At 72.2% G+C, this 18865-nt stretch carries 17 protein-coding genes; 14 read left to right on the plus strand and 3 right to left on the minus strand.

Going from position 1 to position 18865, the window contains the following annotated elements:
* Positions 1 to 52 precede the first annotated feature (52 nt).
* The 5 genes from OG580_RS23960 (at position 53) to nudC (ending at position 7772) form a co-directional block, all read left to right on the plus strand.
* On the plus strand, positions 53 to 814 hold the full coding sequence (locus OG580_RS23960; RefSeq protein WP_267045727.1) for a hypothetical protein: 762 nt from the start codon (positions 53 to 55) through the stop codon (positions 812 to 814).
* An 86-nt stretch (positions 815 to 900) separates the two neighbouring features.
* Positions 901 to 1740 (plus strand): hypothetical protein, encoded by an 840-nt coding sequence (locus OG580_RS23965; RefSeq protein WP_267045728.1) that lies wholly within the window; start codon positions 901 to 903, stop codon positions 1738 to 1740.
* Positions 1741 to 1892: 152 nt separating this feature from the next.
* On the plus strand, positions 1893 to 5318 hold the full coding sequence (locus OG580_RS23970; RefSeq protein WP_267045729.1) for an ATP-dependent DNA helicase: 3426 nt from the start codon (positions 1893 to 1895) through the stop codon (positions 5316 to 5318).
* 10 nt (positions 5319 to 5328) lie between these two features.
* Positions 5329 to 6747 (plus strand): dipeptidase, encoded by a 1419-nt coding sequence (locus tag OG580_RS23975; protein WP_267045730.1) that lies wholly within the window; start codon positions 5329 to 5331, stop codon positions 6745 to 6747.
* Positions 6748 to 6815: 68 nt separating this feature from the next.
* Complete coding sequence (nudC, locus tag OG580_RS23980) at positions 6816 to 7772, plus strand: NAD(+) diphosphatase (RefSeq protein ID WP_267045731.1); 957 nt, start codon at positions 6816 to 6818, stop codon at positions 7770 to 7772.
* A 146-nt stretch (positions 7773 to 7918) separates the two neighbouring features.
* Here nudC and OG580_RS23985 read toward each other — a convergent pair whose 3' ends face one another.
* Positions 7919 to 8173 (minus strand): mycoredoxin, encoded by a 255-nt coding sequence (locus tag OG580_RS23985; protein ID WP_267045732.1) that lies wholly within the window; start codon positions 8171 to 8173, stop codon positions 7919 to 7921.
* 147 nt (positions 8174 to 8320) lie between these two features.
* On the opposite strand from OG580_RS23985, the gene OG580_RS23990 reads away from it, so the two are divergent.
* The 5 genes from OG580_RS23990 to OG580_RS24010 all read left to right on the plus strand — a co-directional run bounded on the left by OG580_RS23990 (position 8321) and on the right by OG580_RS24010 (position 12200).
* Positions 8321 to 10528 (plus strand): ATP-dependent DNA helicase UvrD2, encoded by a 2208-nt coding sequence (locus tag OG580_RS23990; protein ID WP_267045733.1) that lies wholly within the window; start codon positions 8321 to 8323, stop codon positions 10526 to 10528.
* Positions 10529 to 10756: 228 nt separating this feature from the next.
* Entirely contained in the window at positions 10757 to 11035 is a 279-nt protein-coding gene (locus tag OG580_RS23995) for a hypothetical protein (protein ID WP_267048102.1), read from the plus strand.
* 171 nt (positions 11036 to 11206) lie between these two features.
* Entirely contained in the window at positions 11207 to 11575 is a 369-nt protein-coding gene (locus tag OG580_RS24000; protein ID WP_267045734.1) for a WhiB family transcriptional regulator, read from the plus strand.
* Positions 11572 to 11895 (plus strand): hypothetical protein, encoded by a 324-nt coding sequence (locus OG580_RS24005; RefSeq protein ID WP_267045735.1) that lies wholly within the window; start codon positions 11572 to 11574, stop codon positions 11893 to 11895. Before OG580_RS24000 ends, OG580_RS24005 begins: the two co-directional genes overlap by 4 nt.
* Before the next feature lie 122 nt (positions 11896 to 12017).
* Complete coding sequence (locus tag OG580_RS24010) at positions 12018 to 12200, plus strand: hypothetical protein (RefSeq protein WP_267045736.1); 183 nt, start codon at positions 12018 to 12020, stop codon at positions 12198 to 12200.
* An 82-nt stretch (positions 12201 to 12282) separates the two neighbouring features.
* On the opposite strand, the gene OG580_RS24015 is transcribed toward OG580_RS24010, so the two are convergent.
* A complete protein-coding gene (locus OG580_RS24015) occupies positions 12283 to 13632 on the minus strand; it encodes an AarF/ABC1/UbiB kinase family protein (RefSeq protein ID WP_267045737.1) in 1350 nt (449 codons plus the stop codon).
* 41 nt (positions 13633 to 13673) lie between these two features.
* Positions 13674 to 14828: a TOMM precursor leader peptide-binding protein gene (locus tag OG580_RS24020; protein ID WP_267045738.1), complete on the minus strand. Its 1155-nt coding sequence runs from the start codon at positions 14826 to 14828 to the stop codon at positions 13674 to 13676.
* Between the two features lie 211 nt (positions 14829 to 15039).
* On the opposite strand from OG580_RS24020, the gene OG580_RS24025 reads away from it, so the two are divergent.
* From OG580_RS24025 to OG580_RS24040, 4 genes are all read left to right on the plus strand, one after another.
* A complete protein-coding gene (locus OG580_RS24025; RefSeq protein ID WP_267045739.1) occupies positions 15040 to 15615 on the plus strand; it encodes a M48 family metallopeptidase in 576 nt (191 codons plus the stop codon).
* A 132-nt stretch (positions 15616 to 15747) separates the two neighbouring features.
* The gene (locus OG580_RS24030; RefSeq protein WP_267045740.1) at positions 15748 to 17382 is read left to right on the plus strand and encodes a TerD family protein; all 1635 of its coding nucleotides are present in this window, start codon (positions 15748 to 15750) and stop codon (positions 17380 to 17382) included.
* Positions 17383 to 17396: 14 nt separating this feature from the next.
* The gene (locus tag OG580_RS24035) at positions 17397 to 18077 is read left to right on the plus strand and encodes an AIM24 family protein (protein ID WP_267045741.1); all 681 of its coding nucleotides are present in this window, start codon (positions 17397 to 17399) and stop codon (positions 18075 to 18077) included.
* 19 nt (positions 18078 to 18096) lie between these two features.
* Positions 18097 to 18852 (plus strand): AIM24 family protein, encoded by a 756-nt coding sequence (locus OG580_RS24040; RefSeq protein ID WP_267045742.1) that lies wholly within the window; start codon positions 18097 to 18099, stop codon positions 18850 to 18852.
* The last annotated feature ends 13 nt before the right edge of the window (positions 18853 to 18865 follow it).

Raw genomic sequence — 18865 nt, forward strand, 5'->3', positions numbered from 1 at the left:
CCCCATAAGGGCGTCGTGAAGACACGCTGTGAATGAACGCTGAGGAGTACGCATGAAGGCCAATCGGAAGCTCTGGGTGGCGGCGACGGTCTGTGTGGCCGTGGTCGCGGGTGTCACGGGCTGTTCCCAGGGCGACGACAAGGCCGCGGACCCCTTCGCGGGCCTCACCGCCGACGCCATCGCCGACAAGGCCGTCGAGACGACGAAGGCGGCCACCGCCTTCCGCATGAACGGCACCGGCACGACCGACGGCGAAGAGATGACGGTCGACTTCTCCGTCGACTCCAAGGGCACCTGCAAGGGCACGATGCAGGCCGTCAAGGGCGGCAAGGCCGAGCTCATCGGCACGGGCGATGTCAGCTACATGAAGGGCGACGACGCCTTCTGGCGCTCCAGCGGCGGCGAGGAGGGCGCCTCGGCGGACGAGGCCGGTGCCATGTCCGCGATGCTCAAGGGCCGCTGGCTGAAGATGCCCGCCGGGAGCGACGAGGACGCCGCCGCCTTCTGCGACCTCAAGACCATCGTCAAGGACATGGAGGAGGACACCCCGCGCAAGGGCATGACCCGCGGCGCCGACGCCGATGTCGACGGCAAGTCCGCCGCCACCCTGACGAAGAAGGGGGAGAAGGGCGAGACCACCACGTTCTACGTGGCCAAGGACGCCGCCAAGCCGTACATCCTCCGCGTCGTGGAGGCCGGCGGCAAGGAGCCCGGCACGGTCACCCTGAGCGACTTCGACAAGCCGGTCACCGTCACCGCCCCGCCGGCCGCGGACACCGTCGACATGGAGCAGCTCATGAAGGGCGCTTCCTGACGCACGGCCCACGGCAGGAGTAGCGGCCGCGGGCGCGTGGGGCGACCCTGGTGGACAGGGGTCGGGGAATCCGCGAGGAGGCTCGCATGGCGTCCCACCGAAAGCTCCGCGCCGCGGCCGTCGTCTGTGCCGCCGTCGCCGTCGCGGGCCCCGCGCCGGCGGTGGCCTGGGCGGCGCCCCCGGCGGCGGCCTGGGCCTCGGCACCGGCTCCCGCCCCTTCCCCCGACCCGTTCGCGAACCTCACCGCCGACGAGATCGGCGAGCGGGCGGTCACCGCCACCCAGTCCGCGACCTCGCTCCGTATGACGGGCCGGGTCGCCGCGGACGGGCAGCCGCTCGACATCGACTTCGCCGTCAACGACCGCGACGAGTGCACCGGCCTGATGAAGATCGACGGCGGCACCGCGGAACTGCGCCGGATCGACGACATCACGTACATGAAGGGCGACGAGGCCTTCTGGCGGGTCTCCATGAGCTCCCAGGGGGTGCCCGAGGCACAGATCGACGCCACGATCGAGCTCGTCAAGGGCCGCTGGCTGAAGATCGCCCCGGGGCAGGCGGGCAGCAGCGACCTCAGCGGCGTCTGCGACCTGAAGAGCCTCCTCGCCGACCTGGACAAGGACAAGGCGGAGCGCAGCGGACTGGTCCGGGGACCCGAGGGCGAGGTGGACGGCACGCCCGTGGCGACGCTGGTGAAGAAGACGACCGACGGTGAGAAGACCGGCGGTGAGCCGACCGGCGGTGAGACGACCACCGTCTCCGTCTCCGAGGAGGGCAAGCCCTACATCCTCAAGATGGTCAAGGCGGGAGGCGACTCCCCCGGCTCCCTGGTGTTCTCGGAGTACGACAAGCCGGTCGACGTGGTCGTCCCGCCGGCCGACGAGACGGTGGACCTGTCGAAGCTCGACCCCGGCACGCCCGCGTGAGGCGGTTCGGGACGACGTGACCTCGGCGACAGCCCGGACGCACCGCCCTCGTCCGCGCCGGGGTCACCGACCCCGACGTCATCGACCCGGACGCACCCCCTCCCGCACCGGGCCGGGCCGCACTGTCGGTCGGTCGCGTTAGCCTCTTTGAGGTGACCGCACGTATCAGCGACCCCGAGCAGCTCAAGGAGCTCCTCGGCATCCCGTTCACCCCGGAGCAGACGGCCTGCATCACCGCGCCGCTCGCCCCGCAGGTCGTCGTGGCCGGAGCCGGCTCCGGCAAGACGACGGTGATGGCCGCCCGCGTGGTCTGGCTGGTCGGCACGGGCCAGGTCGCCCCCGAGCAGGTCCTCGGCCTCACCTTCACCAACAAGGCCGCGGGCGAACTCGCCGAGCGCGTCCGCACCGCCCTCGTCCGCGCCGGGGTCACCGACCCCGACGTCATCGACCCGGACGAGCCCCCCGGCGAGCCCCGCATCTCCACGTACCACGCCTTCGCCGGGCAGCTCCTCACCGACCACGGCCTCCGCATCGGCCTGGAGCCCACGTCCCGGCTCCTCGCCGACGCCACCCGCTACCAGCTCGCCGCGCGCGTGCTGCGCGAGGCCCCCGGCCCGTACCCGGCCCTGACCAAGTCGTTCCCGACCCTGATCACCGACCTCCTCGCCCTCGACGGCGAGCTCGCCGAGCACCTCGTACGCCCCCGGGACCTCGCCGCGTACGACGCCGGGCTCCTCACCGCGCTCGCCGACGCCAAGCTCACCAACGCCGAGCTGCGCAAGATCCCCGAGGCCACCGCCGCCCGCCGCGAGCTGCTCGACCTCGTCGTCCGCTACCGGGCCGCCAAGCGCTCCCGCGACCTGCTCGACTTCGGCGACCAGATCGCCCTCTCCGCCGAGCTCGCCACCACCCGGCCCGAGGTCGGCGGCCTGCTGCGCGAGGAGTTCCGGGTCGTCCTGCTCGACGAGTACCAGGACACCTCCGTCGCCCAGCGACTCCTGCTCTCCGGCCTCTTCGGCCAGGGCACCGGACACGCCGTGACCGCCGTCGGCGACCCCTGCCAGGCCATCTACGGCTGGCGCGGCGCCTCCGTCGCCAACCTCGACGACTTCCCCGAGCACTTCCCGGGCGCCGACGGCGGCCCCGCGAGCCGCTACTCGCTCTCCGAGAACCGGCGCAGCGGCGGCCGCCTCCTCGAACTCGCCAACACCCTCGCCGTCCCCCTGCGCGCCATGCACGCGGGCGTGGAGGCGCTGCGCCCCGCACCGGGCGCCGAGCGCGACGGCAGTGTCCGCATCGCCCTGCTGCCCACCCACGCCGAGGAGATCGACTGGCTGGCCGACTCCCTCGCCCACCTCGTCCGCACCGGCCGCGAGCCCGGCGAGATCGCCGTCCTGTGCCGGACCGCCACCGACTTCCCCGCGATCCACGCGGCCCTCGTCGCCCGTGACGTGCCCGTCGAGGTCGTCGGCCTCTCCGGCCTCCTCCACCTGCCCGAGATCGCCGACCTCGTCGCCGTCTGCGAGGTCCTCCAGGACCCGGGGGCCAACGCCTCCCTGGTCCGCCTCCTCACCGGCCCCCGCTGGCGGATCGGCCCCCGCGACCTGGCCCTCCTGGGCCGCCGCGCCCGGCTCCTCGTCCACCGGGGCGGCGACGAACCCGACCCGGAGCAGCGGCTCGCCGCAGCCGTCGAGGGCGTCGACCCGGCGGAGGTGGTCTCGCTCGCCGACGCGCTCGACACCTTCCTGGACTCCGGCGGCGCCGCCGACGACGGCCTGCCGTTCTCCGCCGAGGCCCGGGTCCGTTTCGCACGGCTCGCCGCCGAGCTGCGCTCCCTGCGCACCTCGCTCGCCGACCCGCTCATGGACGTGCTGCACCGGATCCTCACCGCGACCGGCCTGGAGGTCGAGCTCTCGGCCTCCCCGCACGCGCTGGCGGCCCGCCGCCGCGAGACCCTCTCGAACTTCCTGGACGTCGCCGCCGGCTTCGCCTCCCTCGACGGCGAGGCGAGCCTGCTCGCCTTCCTCGGCTTCCTGCGGACGGCCGTCCAGTTCGAGAAGGGCCTCGACAACGCCCTCCCGGGCGGCGAGAACACGGTGAAGGTCCTCACCGCCCACAAGTCCAAGGGCCTGGAGTGGGACGTCGTCGCCGTCCCCGGCCTGGTCGCGGGCGCGTTCCCGAGCGCCCGCGCCCGCGAGGCGTGGACCTCCCAGCCCCAGGTACTCCCGCACGCCCTGCGCGGCGACGCCGGCACGCTGCCCGCGATCGACACCTGGGACGCCAAGTCCCTCGCGTCCTTCAAGAACGAGATGCGGGACCACCAGCACACCGAGGAGCTCCGCCTCGGCTACGTCACCTTCACCCGCCCCCGCTCCCTCCTGCTCGGCTCCGCCCACTGGTGGGGCCCGTCCCAGAAGAAGCCCCGCGGCCCCTCGGACTTCCTCCGGTCCCTCTACGACCATTGCGAGGCCGGCCACGGCGACATCGAGGCCTGGGCGGACACCCCGGAGGAAGACGCCGAGAACCCGTCCCTGACGGAGAACGCCACGGATAAGGCCTGGCCGCTCCCGCTGGGCTCGGAGGCTCTGAAGTGGCGCCGCGACGCGGCGGAGGCGGTGCGGACCAAGCTGTGGGCATACGTTCCGCAGGGCTGGGGGCACCTCCCAGGCGAAGCTCTGGGGGAGGGTGGGCACAGCCCCCCCAGCGCAGCGCCCGACCTCTTGGACCTCGCCCCCGAGGGCCTGGACCTCGACCCCGAGGCCCCCTGGCCCGACGAGGAACCCGCTTGGGACGAGGAGGGCCTCCCCGAGGACGCCCACCACGATGCGGTCCCGGCTCCCCGGGAACCCGAACGAGTGCCCACCCTCACTCCGGAGGAGCTCCGCACCATCGCCTCCTGGGACCGCGACCTCACCGCCCTCACCACCGAACTCCGCCGCGCCCGCGCGACGACCAGAGACGTCCTGCTGCCCCCGTACCTCTCCGCCTCCCAGGTGCTCCGCCTCGCCGCCGACCCCGACGGCTTCGCCCAGGACCTGGCCCGCCCCATGCCCAGGCCGCCACAGCCCGCGGCCCGCCGGGGCACGCGCTTCCACGCCTGGGTGGAGTCCCGCTTCGAGGAGCTGCCGCTGCCGTTCCTCGGCCCCGAGGAGCTGCCCGGCGGCGAGGACTTCGCGGGGGAGCCGGAGATCCTCGACGAGCGGGACCTCGACTCCCTCAAGGAGGCCTTCGCCCGCACCCCGTACGCCCACCGCACCCCGTACCGCGTCGAGGTCCCCGTCCACCTCACCCTCGGGGGCCGGGTCGTCCGGGGCCGGATCGACGCCGTCTACCGGGACCCGGACACCGGTGCGTACGAGATCGTCGACTGGAAGACCAGTCACCACCGCACCGCCGACCCCCTGCAGCTCGCGATCTACCGGCTCGCCTGGGCCGAGCAGCACGGCCTCGCACCCGACGAGGTGGCCACCGCCTTCGTCTACGTCCGTACGGGTGAGGTCGCCCGCCCCTCCCGCCTGCCCGGTCGTGCCGAGCTGGAGGCCATCCTGCTTGCCGGAGCACCCCCGGACGCCGGATAGGGTCGTGGGCATGAGCGAGACCCCGGACAGCGTCGTCCACGCCGTGCGTACGTACATCGAGCAGCACCGCGCCACCTTCCTCGGCGACCTCGCCGAGTGGCTGCGCATCCCCTCCGTGTCGGCGCAGCCGGACCGGGCCGGGGACGTACGGCGCAGTGCCGAGTGGCTCGCCGCCAAGCTCAAGGAGACCGGCTTCACGACGGTCGAGGTGTGGGAGACCCCCGGTGCCCCCGCGGTCTTCGCCGAGTGGCCCTCCGAGGACCCGGACGCCCCGACGGTCCTCGTCTACGGCCACCACGACGTGCAGCCCGCGGCCCGCGAGGACGGCTGGCACACGGAGCCCTTCGAGCCGACGGTGATCGACGGCCGGATGTACGCGCGAGGGGCCGCCGACGACAAGGGCCAGGTGTTCTTCCACACACTCGGCGTCCGCGCCCACCTCGCCGCGACCGGCCGCACGGCCCCCGCCGTCCACCTCAAGCTGATCGTCGAGGGCGAGGAGGAGTCCGGCTCCCCGCACTTCCGCGAGCTCGTCGAGACCCACGCCGAGCGGCTCGCCGCCGATGCCGTGATCGTCTCCGACACCGGCATGTGGTCCGAGACCACCCCCACCGTCTGCACCGGCATGCGCGGGGTCGCCGACTGCGAGATCGAGCTGTACGGCCCCGACCAGGACATCCACTCCGGTTCCTTCGGCGGCGCCGTGCCGAACCCGGCCACCGTCGCGGGCCGGATCGTCGCCGCCCTGCACGACGCGGACGAGCGCGTCGCGATCCCCGGTTTCTACGAGGGCGTGACCGAGCTCTCCGACGCCGAGCGGGCCCTCGTCGCCGAGCTCCCCTTCGACGAGTCGGCCTGGCTGCGTACGGCCAAGTCCCACGGCACCCTCGGGGAGGCCGGCTTCTCCACCCTGGAGCGCGTCTGGGCCCGCCCGACCGCCGAGGTCAACGGCATCGGCGGCGGCTACCAGGGCCCCGGCGGCAAGACGATCGTCCCCGCCTCCGCCCAGCTCAAGCTGTCGTTCCGGCTCGTCGCGGGCCAGGACCCGGCCACGATCGAACAGTGCGTACGGGACTGGCTCGCCGGGCTCGTCCCGGCCGGCATCCGGTACGAGATCGTCTTCGGCGCCCCGACCCGCCCCTGCCTCACCCCCCTCGACCACCCCGCTCTCACGGCGGTGGCCGGGGCCATGAGCAGGGCCTTCGACGGCGCCAAGGTCCGCTACACCCGCGAGGGCGGCTCCGGACCGGCCGCCGACCTCCAGGACGTCCTGGAGGCGCCCGTGCTGTTCCTGGGCATCTCCGTCCCGTCCGACGGCTGGCACGCCCCCAACGAGAAGATCGAGCTGGATCTCCTCATGAAGGGCGTCGAGACCACGGCTCACCTGTGGGGCGACCTGCCCGCCGCACTCGGGCCCGTCCGACCCTGATCCGCCGGACAGGCCCACGCCACCGCGCGCTGAACCCACACACCGATCCGGGGGAGCTGGAAGCACCTGTGAGCACCTTGAAGCACGCGTCAACGGACCGACCGGACCGCCCGATCTCGCTCACCGCACCGAGCGGCATCGACCGGGCCGCACACCACCGCCTCGACGAGGCGTGGCTGGCGGCCGCCTGGAGCCACCCCACGACCCGGGTCTTCGTGGTCTCCGGGGGGCAGGTGCTGATCGACGACCGGCCCGACGGCACCACCGAGCTCGTCATGACCCCGGCGTTCGAGGCCCCGGTCACCGAGACCCACCGCTACTTCCTGGGTACCGACGCCGACGGGGTGTCCTACTTCGCGCTCCAGAAGGACTCCCTGCCCGGCCGCATGGACCAGTCCGCGCGCCCGGCGGGGCTGCGCGAGGCCGGACTGCTGCTCTCGGACCGGGACGCGGGCCTCATGGTGCACGCCGTCGCCCTGGAGAACTGGCAGCGTCTCCACCGCTTCTGCTCGCGCTGCGGCGACCGCACGGTCATCGCCGCGGCCGGCCACATCCGCCGCTGTCAGGCCTGCGGCGCCGAGCACTACCCGCGTACCGACCCGGCGGTCATCATGCTGGTCACGGACGACCAGGACCGGGCTCTGCTGGGCCGCCAGGTGCACTGGCCGGAGGGCCGCTTCTCGACCCTCGCGGGCTTCGTCGAGCCCGGCGAGTCCATCGAGCAGTCGGTGGTCCGCGAGGTCTTCGAGGAGGCCGGCGTCACCGTCGGCGAGGTCGAGTACGTCGCCAGCCAGCCCTGGCCGTTCCCGTCCAGCCTCATGCTGGGCTTCGTCGCCCGCGCGACCTCCTCGGAGATCACCGTGGACGGCGAGGAGATCCACGAGGCCCGCTGGTTCTCCCGCGAGGAGATCGCCGCCGCCTTCGAGTCCGGCGAGGTCCTGCCCCCGTACGGCATCTCGATCGCCTCCCGCCTGATCGAACTCTGGTACGGCAAGCCGCTCCCGAAGCCGGGCGACGTCATCTGACGACCCCCGCCCGCCGACCCCTGTCTGTCGAACCGCCTACCGAACCGCCCACTGACCCCCGTCCGACGGACACCGACGGACACCGACGGACACAGCAGAGCCCCCGGCCGTCGTGGTCGGGGGCTCTCTGCCGCAGAGGCAGGGAATCAGACGGCCAGCGCCTGCTTGACCTGGGCGAGGGAAGGGTTGGTCATGACCGACTCGCTTCCCTGCGGGGAAACCACCAGGACGGTCGGGACGGTCTGGTTGCCGCCGTTGGCCTTCTCGACGAACGCGGCCGACTCCGGGTCCTGCTCGATGTTGATCTCCGAGTACGCGATGCCCTCGCGGTCCATCTGGCTCTTCAGCCGACGGCAGTAGCCGCACCACGTGGTGCTGTACATCGTCACAGTGCCCTGCATGGCCTGGCGCTCCTCTTCTTCGCTGACGGGTGCCGAGAAGGAGAACGTACGGTCAGGCCGTCCCATTCCCGGGATTCGTATGACCGGCACCTCCGGCCTGTGGACAAGCCGCCGCACCGAGCTCGCGGGACCTGGCAGCATGGACAGGTGACAGCAGCAACGCACTCCACTCTCTTCCCGCAGGTCCCGGAGACGGCCGACGCGGTGCTCGACGGGCTCGACCCCGAGCAGCGCGAGGTCGCGCTCGCCCTGAGCGGGCCCGTGTGCGTGCTGGCGGGAGCCGGCACGGGCAAGACACGGGCCATCACGCACCGGATCGCGTACGGGGTGCGGGCGGGCATACTGCAGCCCGCCAGTGTGCTGGCCGTCACCTTCACCAACCGCGCCGCCGGCGAGATGCGCGGCCGGCTCCGGCAGCTCGGCGCGGGTGGCGTCCAGGCCCGTACGTTCCACTCCGCGGCCCTCCGCCAGCTCCAGTTCTTCTGGCCGAAAGCCGTCGGTGGCGATCTGCCCCGGCTCCTGGAGCGGAAGGTCCAGCTCGTCGCCGAGGCCGGGGCGCGCTGCCGGATCCGGCTCGACCGGAACGAGCTGCGCGACGTCACCAGCGAGATCGAGTGGGCCAAGGTCACCCAGACGGTCCCCGCCGACTATCCGGCCGCGGTCGCCAAGTCCGTCAGGGACGCCCCGCGCGACCCGGCGGAAATCGGCCAGATCTATGCGATGTACGAGCAGCTCAAGCGCGACCGCGCGGTGATCGACTTCGAGGACGTGTTGCTGCTCACTGTCGGCATCCTCCAGGACCGCCACGACATCGCCGAGCAGATCCGCCGCCAGTACCAGCACTTCGTCGTGGACGAGTACCAGGACGTCTCCCCGCTCCAGCAGCGCCTGCTCGACCTGTGGCTCGGCGACCGCGACAACCTCTGCGTCGTCGGCGACGCCAGCCAGACGATCTACTCCTTCACCGGAGCCACCCCCGACCACCTGCTGAACTTCCGCAACCGCCATCCGCAGGCCACGGTGGTCAAGCTCGTCCGTGACTACCGCTCCACCCCGCAGGTCGTGCACCTCGCCAACGGGCTGCTCAACCAGGCCAGTGGCCGGGCCGCCGAGCACCGCCTGGAGCTGATCTCCCAGCGCGACCCCGGCCCCGAGCCGGTCTACACGGAGTACGCCGACGAACCGGCCGAGGCCGAGGGCACCGCCCGCCGTATCCGGGACCTCATCGCCGCCGGCGTCCCGGCCGGCGAGATCGCCGTCCTCTACCGGATCAACGCCCAGTCCGAGGTCTACGAGCAGGCCCTCGCCGACGCCGGAGTGCCCTACCAGCTCCGTGGCGCCGAGCGGTTCTTCGAGCGCCAGGAGGTACGGGAGGCGGGCATCGCCCTGCGCGGCGCGGCCCGCGCCGGGGGCAACGACTCCCTGCTCGACGACGCCGAGGACCTGCCCTCGCAGGTCAGGGCCGTCCTCTCCACCAAGGGCTGGACCGCACAGCCGCCCGCCGGCTCCGGAGCGGTCCGTGACCGCTGGGAGTCGCTCGCCGCGCTCGTCCGGCTCGCCGAGGACTTCGCCCGCGCCAAGTCCGGGGCCACCCTCTCCGACCTGGTCGCCGAGCTCGACGAGCGGGCCGCCGCCCAGCACGCCCCGACCGTCCAGGGCGTCACCCTCGCCTCGCTCCACGCGGCGAAGGGCCTCGAATGGGACGCCGTGTTCCTGGTCGGCCTCACCGAGGGCATGATGCCGATCACCTACGCCAAGACCGACGAGCAGGTCGAGGAGGAGCGCCGCCTGCTGTACGTCGGCGTCACCCGGGCCCGGCTCCACGTCTCGCTCTCCTGGGCGCTCTCCCGCGCCCCCGGCGGCCGCGCCTCCCGGCGCCCCACCCGTTTCCTCAAGGGCCTGCGACCGGGCTCCGGCTCCGGCTCCGGTTCCCGTGGTTCGTTCGGCGCCTTCGGCTCCGTCGGGGCCGGGGCCGCCGGAGGCGTCGAGCGGGCCGTCGGCGGCGGTCGGCGCAAGCCGCGCGGCCCGGTCCTGTGCCGGGTCTGCGGCGCGACCCTCACCGAGGCGGGCGCGATGAAGCTGATGCGCTGTGAGGACTGTCCCTCGGACATGGACGAGGCGCTCTACGAGCGGCTCCGCGACTGGCGCTCCGGGCAGGCGAAGGAACTGGGCCAGCCCCCGTACTGCGTCTTCACCGACAAGACGCTCATGGCCATCGCCGAGCGCGTACCCGCCACCGACGGGGAGCTCTCCTCGATCTCCGGCGTCGGCGTCCGCAAGCTGGATCGCTTCGGAGCCGATGTCCTGGCCATCTGCGCAGGTGGGGAGGGAGGGGCGGGTGAGGATGAGAACTGAGGAAAACTCGTGGGAAAAATAGTTTGCGCCTGCCCCGTCAAGCGCCATAGGTTCTTAACCACGGAAACAAGCGGCTTCTTCGAAGCCCTGTCTTCGTGCTGTACTTGTCCAAATAAACATGAGGGTCCGGCTCGCACCCGAGCCCTCCGAGACGCCGAGAGGAGGCGATTCCCCGTGATCAGCAACTGCATCAAGACCCGCACTGCCAGCTTCGTCAGCACCGCCAAAATGACCGATCGCTCGATCGTCTCCGCCTGCTCGCTCGGCCTCTCCGGCTCTGCGTTCCTTGGCAGCGGTCTGCCCGTCACCGGTCTCTCCGGCCTCGGCATGCCCGCCATCGAGCGCAATGAGCGACCGACCAAGGCACTGGAAGCAGTAGCAGCCGGCAAGGCCAAGGCCTTTGCCTTCGCCGCGACCGGTGCCGGAGTCGAGCAGCGGCAGAAGACGACGTACCACCACACGATGTGGGCCTTCCGTGGGCTCGAACCCTGGAGTGATCCAGTCTGATCCATGATCAGACCGGCGCCTTCAGGGCCGCGGAACCCCACCCGGGATCCGCGGCCCTTCTGTTTGTCCCCGAACGGGGATGACGGAGCGAAGGGGCCTCGGGCAGAACACCCGGTACCAGCCGAAACCCCGGCCAAACAGGCCGGAACGACCAGACGAGGAAAAACCACCGTGCAACTCGAAGCGCACGCCCCGTCCGTACCGCCTTCCGATTCGATCTCCCTGCCCGGCCTCACGGAGGACCCCGCTTTGACCCCCCTCACCGCGCTCACCGCGCTCGACGACGCCATCGAGAACCTCGGCGTCCCCGTCCCCTGTCGCACCTACGACCCCGAGGTCTTCTTCGCGGAGTCCCCGGCCGACGTCGAGTACGCGAAGTCCCTCTGCCAGACCTGTCCGCTCATGGCCGCCTGCCTGGCCGGTGCCAAGGAGCGGCGCGAGCCGTGGGGCGTCTGGGGCGGCGAGCTCTTCGTCCAGGGCGTGGTCGTCGCCCGGAAGCGGCCCCGTGGCCGTCCGCGCAAGAACCCGGTCGCGGCATGAGCGCCACCGGAACCATCGACCGTCCCCTCACGCACGATCCCCAGAAGCAGGCTCCGATGACCTCTTCCGCCAGCGAGCCCCTCGGCTCCGCGACCCCAGACTTCTCCACCGCCGGCGCGCACACCGCTCGCCAGAACAGGACCCGCGAAATGCAACTCATCCCAGAAGCCCTGGCCCGTGCCCATATGCACGAGCGACACCGTGAGGCCGACGCGGAACGCCAGGCCGTGCGCCTGGTTGCCGCCCGGCGCATGCAGCGCCGCGCCGAGCGCGTCTCGCTGCGCGCCCGCCGCGCGCTCGCCATGGCTGTCATGAACTGAGGCAGTACCGGAAACACCTCGCGCCCCTCCGGGGGCGCGTCCCCCGGGGGTCGGTCCGAACGGACCGGCCCCCGCGGTGCGTTGCCCGGTCAGTGGCGTCCCGCCGGGCTATCGTCACCAGGGTGAACGACGCCCGTACTCCCGAGGCACCCCTCGCCTGCGCGCGCTGCGGCAAGACCGCCGACACCCTTCCGGTGACCTGGACCTGTTCGGTGGAGAACGGCCGACGCGAGTACTTCTGCGAGGACTGCGCCCGCGCCAACATCCGTGCGATCGAGGGCCGTCTCGACTCCGCCTGGTGGTGACCCGCCTTCTCCGCCGGGCTAGGGCCTGCCCGGCGGATCACGGCCTGCCCGGCGGATCACGGCCGGGCTCAGTCGGGCCGGCTCAGTCGGTGTCCGGCGCGACGAAGCCCGGCAGCCACTCCTCCAGCTCGTCCCGGAGCCGTACCGTCGCGTTGAGCTGGCACAGCACCCCGATCGTGCTCAACGTCACGCGGTGTATCAACAGGTACGAGGGTGGCAGGTTCAGCTGCTTGCCCAGCTGGTGGGCGGGGGAGCGGGGATCGGCGATCCGGGCCGCCTGGGTCCGCAGCCAGCCGCGGGTGAAGAGGAAGGTCTCCGCCTCGGCCGGTTCGATGATCGGCAGCAGGTACCCCAGGACCTCGTCGGGGTCGAGGGCGACGGACTCCTTGACGAAGCCCTCCGCGCGGAGCAGTTCGTAGACGGTCTCGGCCTCGCCGGTGAGCGCCATCCGCAGACAGACGCCGATCGTCTCGGGCAGCCCGCCCGGGAGCCGGTCCACGGTCCCGAAGTCGAGGACGCCGAGGCGCCAGTCCGCCGGATCCCCGTCCTCCTCGGTGCCGGGCAGCAGCCGGAAGTTGCCCGGGTGCGGATCGGCGTGCAGCAGGCCGGTGCGGGCGGGGCCGGAGAAGAGGAAACGGGCCAGGAGCTGACCCGCCCGGTCCCGCTGGGCCTCCGTGCCGTCCGCGATCACCTCCGAGAGCGGGATCCCGTCCATCCACTCGGTCACGAGTACCTGCTCCGACTGGTGCACCACCGCCGGCACCACCACGTCGGGATCGTCCGCGAACACCTCCGCGTGCTCCCGCTGGGCCGTCGCCTCCAGCGCGTAGTCCAGCTCCTCGGAGACCCGGTCCCGCATCTCGGTGATCAGCGGCTTGATGTCCATACCGGGGACGAGGGGGCCGAGGAGCCGGGCGAAGCGGCTCAACTGGGTCAGGTCCGAGAGCAGTGCCTCCCCGGCGCCCGGGTACTGCACCTTCACCGCGACCTCGCGCCCGTCGTGCCACACGGCCCGGTGTACCTGTCCGATCGAGGCGGCGGCCGCGGGCTTGTCCTCGAACTCCAGGAACAGCTCCCGCCAGTTCTCGCCGAGCCGCTCTTCCAGTACGGCGTGCACCCTGGCCGTCGGCATCGGAGGAGCCGCTTCCTGAAGCTTCGTCAAGGCCGCCCGGTAGGGCCCGGCGACCTCCTCCGGAAGGGCCGACTCGAAGACGGACAGCGCCTGTCCGAGTTTCATCGCGCCGCCTTTCAGCTCGCCGAGAACCTTGAACAGCTGCTCGGCCGTGCGCTGCTGGAGCTCCTTGGCGACGAGCTCGGCGGACCTGCCGCCGATCCGTTTGCCCAGGCCCCAAGTGGCCCGGCCGGCGAAGCCGAGCGGCAACGCGGCCAACTTGGCGGTCCGAGTGACCGCCTTCCGGGGAAGATCAGACATGCGCCCCTCCAATTCCCAGACTGCCGTGTCACGCAGGGCCGTTACCCCGCCATTGTGTCCTGTGCGCTTCCGGCTGCCGAGGCGCACTCCCCTTCTCTGTCGCGCGCTGCCCCGCACGGGCAGCCGGGATGCGGTCGCAGGCGCTCCGACCGCCACTCCAGCAGCGGTAGTGACACCTCCCAGCGGGCGCCCGTGCTCGCCGGGAGATCCCCGTCCAGGAAGGTGAGCGCGTGCGCGGCGGCGAGGCCCGCGACGGCCGTGGCCAGCGCCAGGTCACAGGCGGGCAGCGGGTGCGGGGCGCCCGAACGCCACTGGGCGAGGAGCCGGGGGCGGACGGGATCCCGGTCCGTCGACTCCTCCTGGAGGCAGCGGGCACAGGCCGTCCCGCCGGGCAGGACGAGCGGCCCGACCGTCCCCGTCGCCTCCAGCACGCCCGCGTACAGATGGGGTGTGCCGGTCGAGATCCACGGCTCGGCCGGCAGTGGATCGGGGACGTACGCCCCGAGACCGTCCCGCGGTGTCACCACGACGAGTGACAACCCGGGCTCACCACGCCCGTCACCCGTCGTTCCGTCCATCCGGCCGGCGCGGGTGGAGCCGCGTGCCCAGCGGCCCACCAGGCGCCGGGCCGCCGTCGCCCGGCGTTCGCCGACGGCCTCGGCCGGCAGGCCGCCCGGGGCGGTCTCCCACGGCTCGACCCGGCCGGAGTCGAGCACCTCGACCGTGCCCACGCCCGCCGCGGACAGCAGGGCCGCCACCGTCGCCCCCACCCGCCCCGCGCCCCGGACCTGGACGCGCAGGGCCCGCCGGGCGGCCAGTGTCCGCAGCGCCCGGTCCGGCTCGCGGTGGACGACGGAGAGCGAGGCCAGGTCCGCGCGCTGCGGATCGAGCGCCGTGTCCACCGCGCCGGCTGCGGGACCCGTCCTCCCCGGCCGTCCGGTCGCGGCGTCCGCGAGGAGCCCGGCCGCCGCCAACCGGCCGAGGAACGCCTCCAGATGCCCGTCCGGCAGACCGAGCGCCCGCGCCTCGGCCCGCAGCAACTCCGTCCCCCGGGTGCCGTCGAGGAGCGCCAACAGCGCTCCCGTGCCCGGGGCGACCGGGCTCATCACCACCGCGTGGGCGGGGGTGACGCCGAACTGGACGCGCTGGAGACTCCGCCAGGCGCGTCGCAGCGCCGGTTTCACCATCGGATGCATTTCCCCGCCCCCGCCCGTGACCGCATTCATGATCGACAACGGCTCTTCCGTCGTCCTGAAGCGAGAATGCCCCGTCGCCGTGACGGTCGCCGAAAGTTGTCCACAGGGCAGGGGGAATAGTCATTCAAATGGTGCGCGTTGGGGTCGGATCGTTCTCGAAACCACTCCGGAGGCGGGACTTCCCCCGCCGGCAACGGGTAACGTCGGGGCCGTGCCCGCCGACCCACAGCGCAGCGTGACCAGCCAGCCGCCCAGCGGCTCGGGGACGAGCGCGGTCGAGGTCCGCAGAAGCCCACGGCGCAGCAGAACCGTCTCGGCCTACCGCGAGGGTGACCGGACCATCGTGCTCATCCCGGCCCGGATGTCGGAGGCGGAGGAGCGGCGCTGGGTCACCGTCATGCTCGACAAACTCGCCGCCAAGGAGAACCGGAGCGTCCTCGGTGACCGCGAGCTCACCGAGCGGGCGCTGAGCCTGTCCGAGCAGTACTTCGGCGGCCGGGCCCGCCCCGACTCCGTCCGCTGGGTCACCAACCAGAACACCCGCTGGGGCTCCTGCACCCCCTCGGAGGGCAGCATCCGCCTCTCCCACCGGCTCCAGGGCATGCCCGAGTACGTCGTCGACTACGTCCTCCTGCACGAGCTGGCCCACCTCCTGATCCCCGGTCACGGCCCCAGGTTCTGGCGTCTTCTCGAGGCGTACCCGCGCACCGAGCGGGCCCGCGGCTACCTGGAGGGCGTGGTCGCCGCCGACCGTCTCCCGCACTTCCCGGTCGCTCGCGAGGAGTGACGCCCCGGATACGCGGCTGTGCGGTTGTTTCCCGATTCCGTACCGAAAACGACCTGCCCTGTCTCAATGTCGTACGCAGCCGTTAGCCTGGCGCGAGCATTCGCCATTCGGGATGGGGGACGGTCGTTACGCATGGCCAGGGAATTCCAACGCGGCCACAAGGCCAAGATCAGTGATCTGACCTCGGGAACCGATCTGTACGTGGGTGTGCAGATCGCGGCACCCGGACTCAGTTTCGACATCAGCTGCTTCGGACTCGACGCGGACGAGCGGCTCTCCGACGACCGCTACTTCGTCTTCTTCAACCAGCCGAAGTCGCCCGAGGAGTCCATCCAGCTGCTCGGGTCCCAGTCCGGTGACACGGAGTCCTTCCGCATCACCCTCGACCGCATCCCCGCGAACATCCAGAAGCTGTCGTTCACCGCGACGATCGACGGCGACGGCCAGATGTCCCAGGTCGGACCCGGTCACCTGCGGATCGTGGCGGGTGGCGAGGAGGTCGCCCGGTACGCCTTCACGGGCGCGGAGTTCTCCACCGAGCGCGCGGTGATGCTGGGCGACTTCTACCTCAAGGACGTGTGGCGGTTCGCCGCCGTCGGCCAGGGCTTCGACGGAGGTCTGGAGGCGCTCCTGCGGAACTTCGGCGGCGAGGTCGCCGAAGAGGAGCCCGCGGCTCCGCAGGCGCAGGCCCCGGCCCCCGGATTCGCCCCGCCGCAGCAGGCGACGGCACCCCCGGCCTTCGGCGCGCCCGCCCCGCAGCCGCCGGCCCCGGCGCCCGCGTTCGGCGCACCGCCCGGGCCCCCGCAGCCGGTCCACACGGCGCCCACGATGGTGGCGCCGATGGCCCCCGCCCAGGTCCCGCCGCCCGCGCCGGCCCCCGCCCCGTACGGGCAGCTGCAGCAGCAGCCCCAGTACGGCCAGGTCCCGGGACAGGCTCCTGGGCAGTACGGCGGCCAGATCCCGGGCCAGGCCCCGGGTCAGTACCCCGGCCAGGGCCAGCCGCCGCAGCAGCCTCCCTACGGGCAGGCCGCCCCCGCCCCGTACGGGCAGCAGCCGCAGTTCGGGCAGCAGCCCGCAGGCGTTCCGCAGGGCGTCCCGGCCACCGGCGCGGGGCTCGCCGCCGCGCTCGCGCCGTACAAGGAGACCGCCACCGGCGCCCGCTGGACCCCGCAGAACCAGCAGCTCATGCGGGTCGACCTCGCCATGGGCGGCACCCCCGTCCTCGCCCGCCAGGGCTCCATGGTCATGTACCAGGGCAAGGTCGACTTCTCCCACAAGGGCGCGGGCTTCGCCGGCCGGGTCGTCGGCAACGCCACCGGCCAGGAGATGCAGCTGATGCGCTGCACCGGCCGCGGCCAGGTCTTCCTCGCCGAGGAAGGCGCCCATCTGCACCCGATCGAGCTCCAGGGCGACGGCATCTGCGTCTCCGCCGAGGCCGTCCTCGCGTTCGACGAGTCCCTCCAGTACGAGGTCCGCCGCATCGAGGGCCACGGCATCCCCGGCGGCGCCCTGTTCACCATGCAGTTCCAGGGCACCGGCACGGTCATCGTGAAGACCCACGGCATCCCCGTGGTCCTGCCCGTCACACCGACCACGTTCGCCGACTGCAACGCGGTGGTCGCCTGGTCGTCCGCGTCCCAGGTCATCCTCTCCAGCCAGGTGCGGCTCCGCCGCAACGCCTACCCGGGCCACAGCGGAGAGACCGTGAACCTCCAGTTCCGGGGCGCCCCCGGCAACTTCATCGTCGTCCAGCCCTACGAGGTCTGAGGGAGCCCGAAGTCATGAACCAGCAACTCGCGGGCTACGCCCCGACCCCCGTCGCGGCCCGGATGGAGAACCACGGCCGCACCATGCTGAAGGTCGCCATGGCCTCCGGCCAGGACCTGTACGCCCGCAGCGGCTCGATGGTCGCCTACGAGGGCTTCATCACCTACGAGCCCAACCCGCCCGCCGTCCGCCAGGTCGCCAAGGAGTGGGCCACGGGCGAGGGCGCGCCGATCATGAAGTGCTCCGGTGACGGACTGCTCTACCTCGCCGACTACGGCGCCGACGTCGTCGTGATCAACCTCCAGAACGACTCGCTGTCCGTCAACGGCTCCAACCTGCTCGCCTTCGACGCACACCTCCAGTGGGGCGTCGAGCGGGTCAAGGGACTCGCCAAGTTCGCCGGCCAGGGCCTGTTCAACGTGGAGATCGCCGGTACGGGCTGGGTCGCGCTCACCTCGCGCGGCACGCCGATCGTCGTCGACTGCGGCCGCGGCGAGGACGAGACCTACGTCGACCCCGACGCGCTCGTCGCCTGGTCGCCGGCGCTCAAGGTCAAGGGCAAGCGCAGCTTCAAGGCCTCCTCCCTCATCGGGCGGGGCAGCGGCGAGGCCTTCCAGATGGCCTTCTCCGGCCAGGGCATCGTCGTCGTACAGCCGAGCGAGGACAGCACCGACCGCCTGCGGGTCCGGGGCTGAGGGGGAGCGAGAACACACCATGCAGAGCCCGCTTTTCAACCACGCCGAACAGCAGAGCCAGGAGCGGTACGTCATCCAGAACCCGCAGCTCCTGCGGGTCAGCCTGACCGGGCAGGACGACATCCTCGCCCGCAAGGGCGCCATGGTCGCGTACCAGGGGCTCGTCGACTTCGACGGCGAGTACCAGACCCCGAACCAGCGACGGGCCCGTGCCCGCACCGGCGAGGGCCTCGACCTGATGCGCTGCTCCGGCCAGGGCACGGTCTACTTCGCCAACCTCGCCCAGTACGTCCACGTCGTGGAGGTCGACCAGGAGGGCCTGACCGTCGACAGCGCCTACGTCCTGGCGCTCGACTCGACGCTCCACACCGAGGTCATCGCCGTCGACAGCCAGTACGGCATCTCCGGCTCCGGCAAGTACCAGCTCAACATCTCCGGCCGCGGCAAGGTCGCCCTGATGACCTCGGGGCAGCCGCTGATGATGCAGGTCACGCCCGAGAAGTACGTCAGCGTCGACGCGGACGCGATCGTCGCCTGGTCCACCGGGCTGCGCGTCCAGATGCAGGCGCAGACGCACAACTCCAGCGTCCGCAGCCGCCGCGGCAACACGGGCGAGGGCTGGGAGCTCAGCTTCCTCGGCCAGGGCTTCGCGCTCGTCCAGCCCAGCGAGGTCATGCCCCCGCAGAACGCGGCCATCGGCCAGGGCATCGCCGCCCAGTTCGGCGCCGGGCAGCAGGGCGCCCACGCCCAGAACCAGAACAACGCCTGGAACTGAGCACGACGCACCA

This window comes from Streptomyces sp. NBC_00094, assembly GCF_026343125.1.
GTDB lineage: Bacteria > Actinomycetota > Actinomycetes > Streptomycetales > Streptomycetaceae > Streptomyces.

Bases quoted from the DNA above. Each gene is read 5' to 3' on its own strand.
- OG580_RS23960 (WP_267045727.1), top strand. From the start codon at position 53: ATGAAGGCCAATCGGAAGCTCTGGGTGGCGGCGACGGTCTGTGTGGCC.
- OG580_RS23965 (WP_267045728.1), top strand. From the start codon at position 901: ATGGCGTCCCACCGAAAGCTCCGCGCCGCGGCCGTCGTCTGTGCCGCC.
- OG580_RS23975 (WP_267045730.1), top strand. From the start codon at position 5,329: ATGAGCGAGACCCCGGACAGCGTCGTCCACGCCGTGCGTACGTACATC.
- OG580_RS23985 (WP_267045732.1), bottom strand. From the start codon at position 8,173: ATGCAGGGCACTGTGACGATGTACAGCACCACGTGGTGCGGCTACTGC.
- OG580_RS23995 (WP_267048102.1), top strand. From the start codon at position 10,757: ATGACCGATCGCTCGATCGTCTCCGCCTGCTCGCTCGGCCTCTCCGGC.
- OG580_RS24005 (WP_267045735.1), top strand. From the start codon at position 11,572: ATGAGCGCCACCGGAACCATCGACCGTCCCCTCACGCACGATCCCCAG.
- OG580_RS24015 (WP_267045737.1), bottom strand. From the start codon at position 13,632: ATGTCTGATCTTCCCCGGAAGGCGGTCACTCGGACCGCCAAGTTGGCC.
- OG580_RS24020 (WP_267045738.1), bottom strand. From the start codon at position 14,828: ATGCATCCGATGGTGAAACCGGCGCTGCGACGCGCCTGGCGGAGTCTC.
- OG580_RS24030 (WP_267045740.1), top strand. From the start codon at position 15,748: ATGGCCAGGGAATTCCAACGCGGCCACAAGGCCAAGATCAGTGATCTG.
- OG580_RS24035 (WP_267045741.1), top strand. From the start codon at position 17,397: ATGAACCAGCAACTCGCGGGCTACGCCCCGACCCCCGTCGCGGCCCGG.
- OG580_RS24040 (WP_267045742.1), top strand. From the start codon at position 18,097: ATGCAGAGCCCGCTTTTCAACCACGCCGAACAGCAGAGCCAGGAGCGG.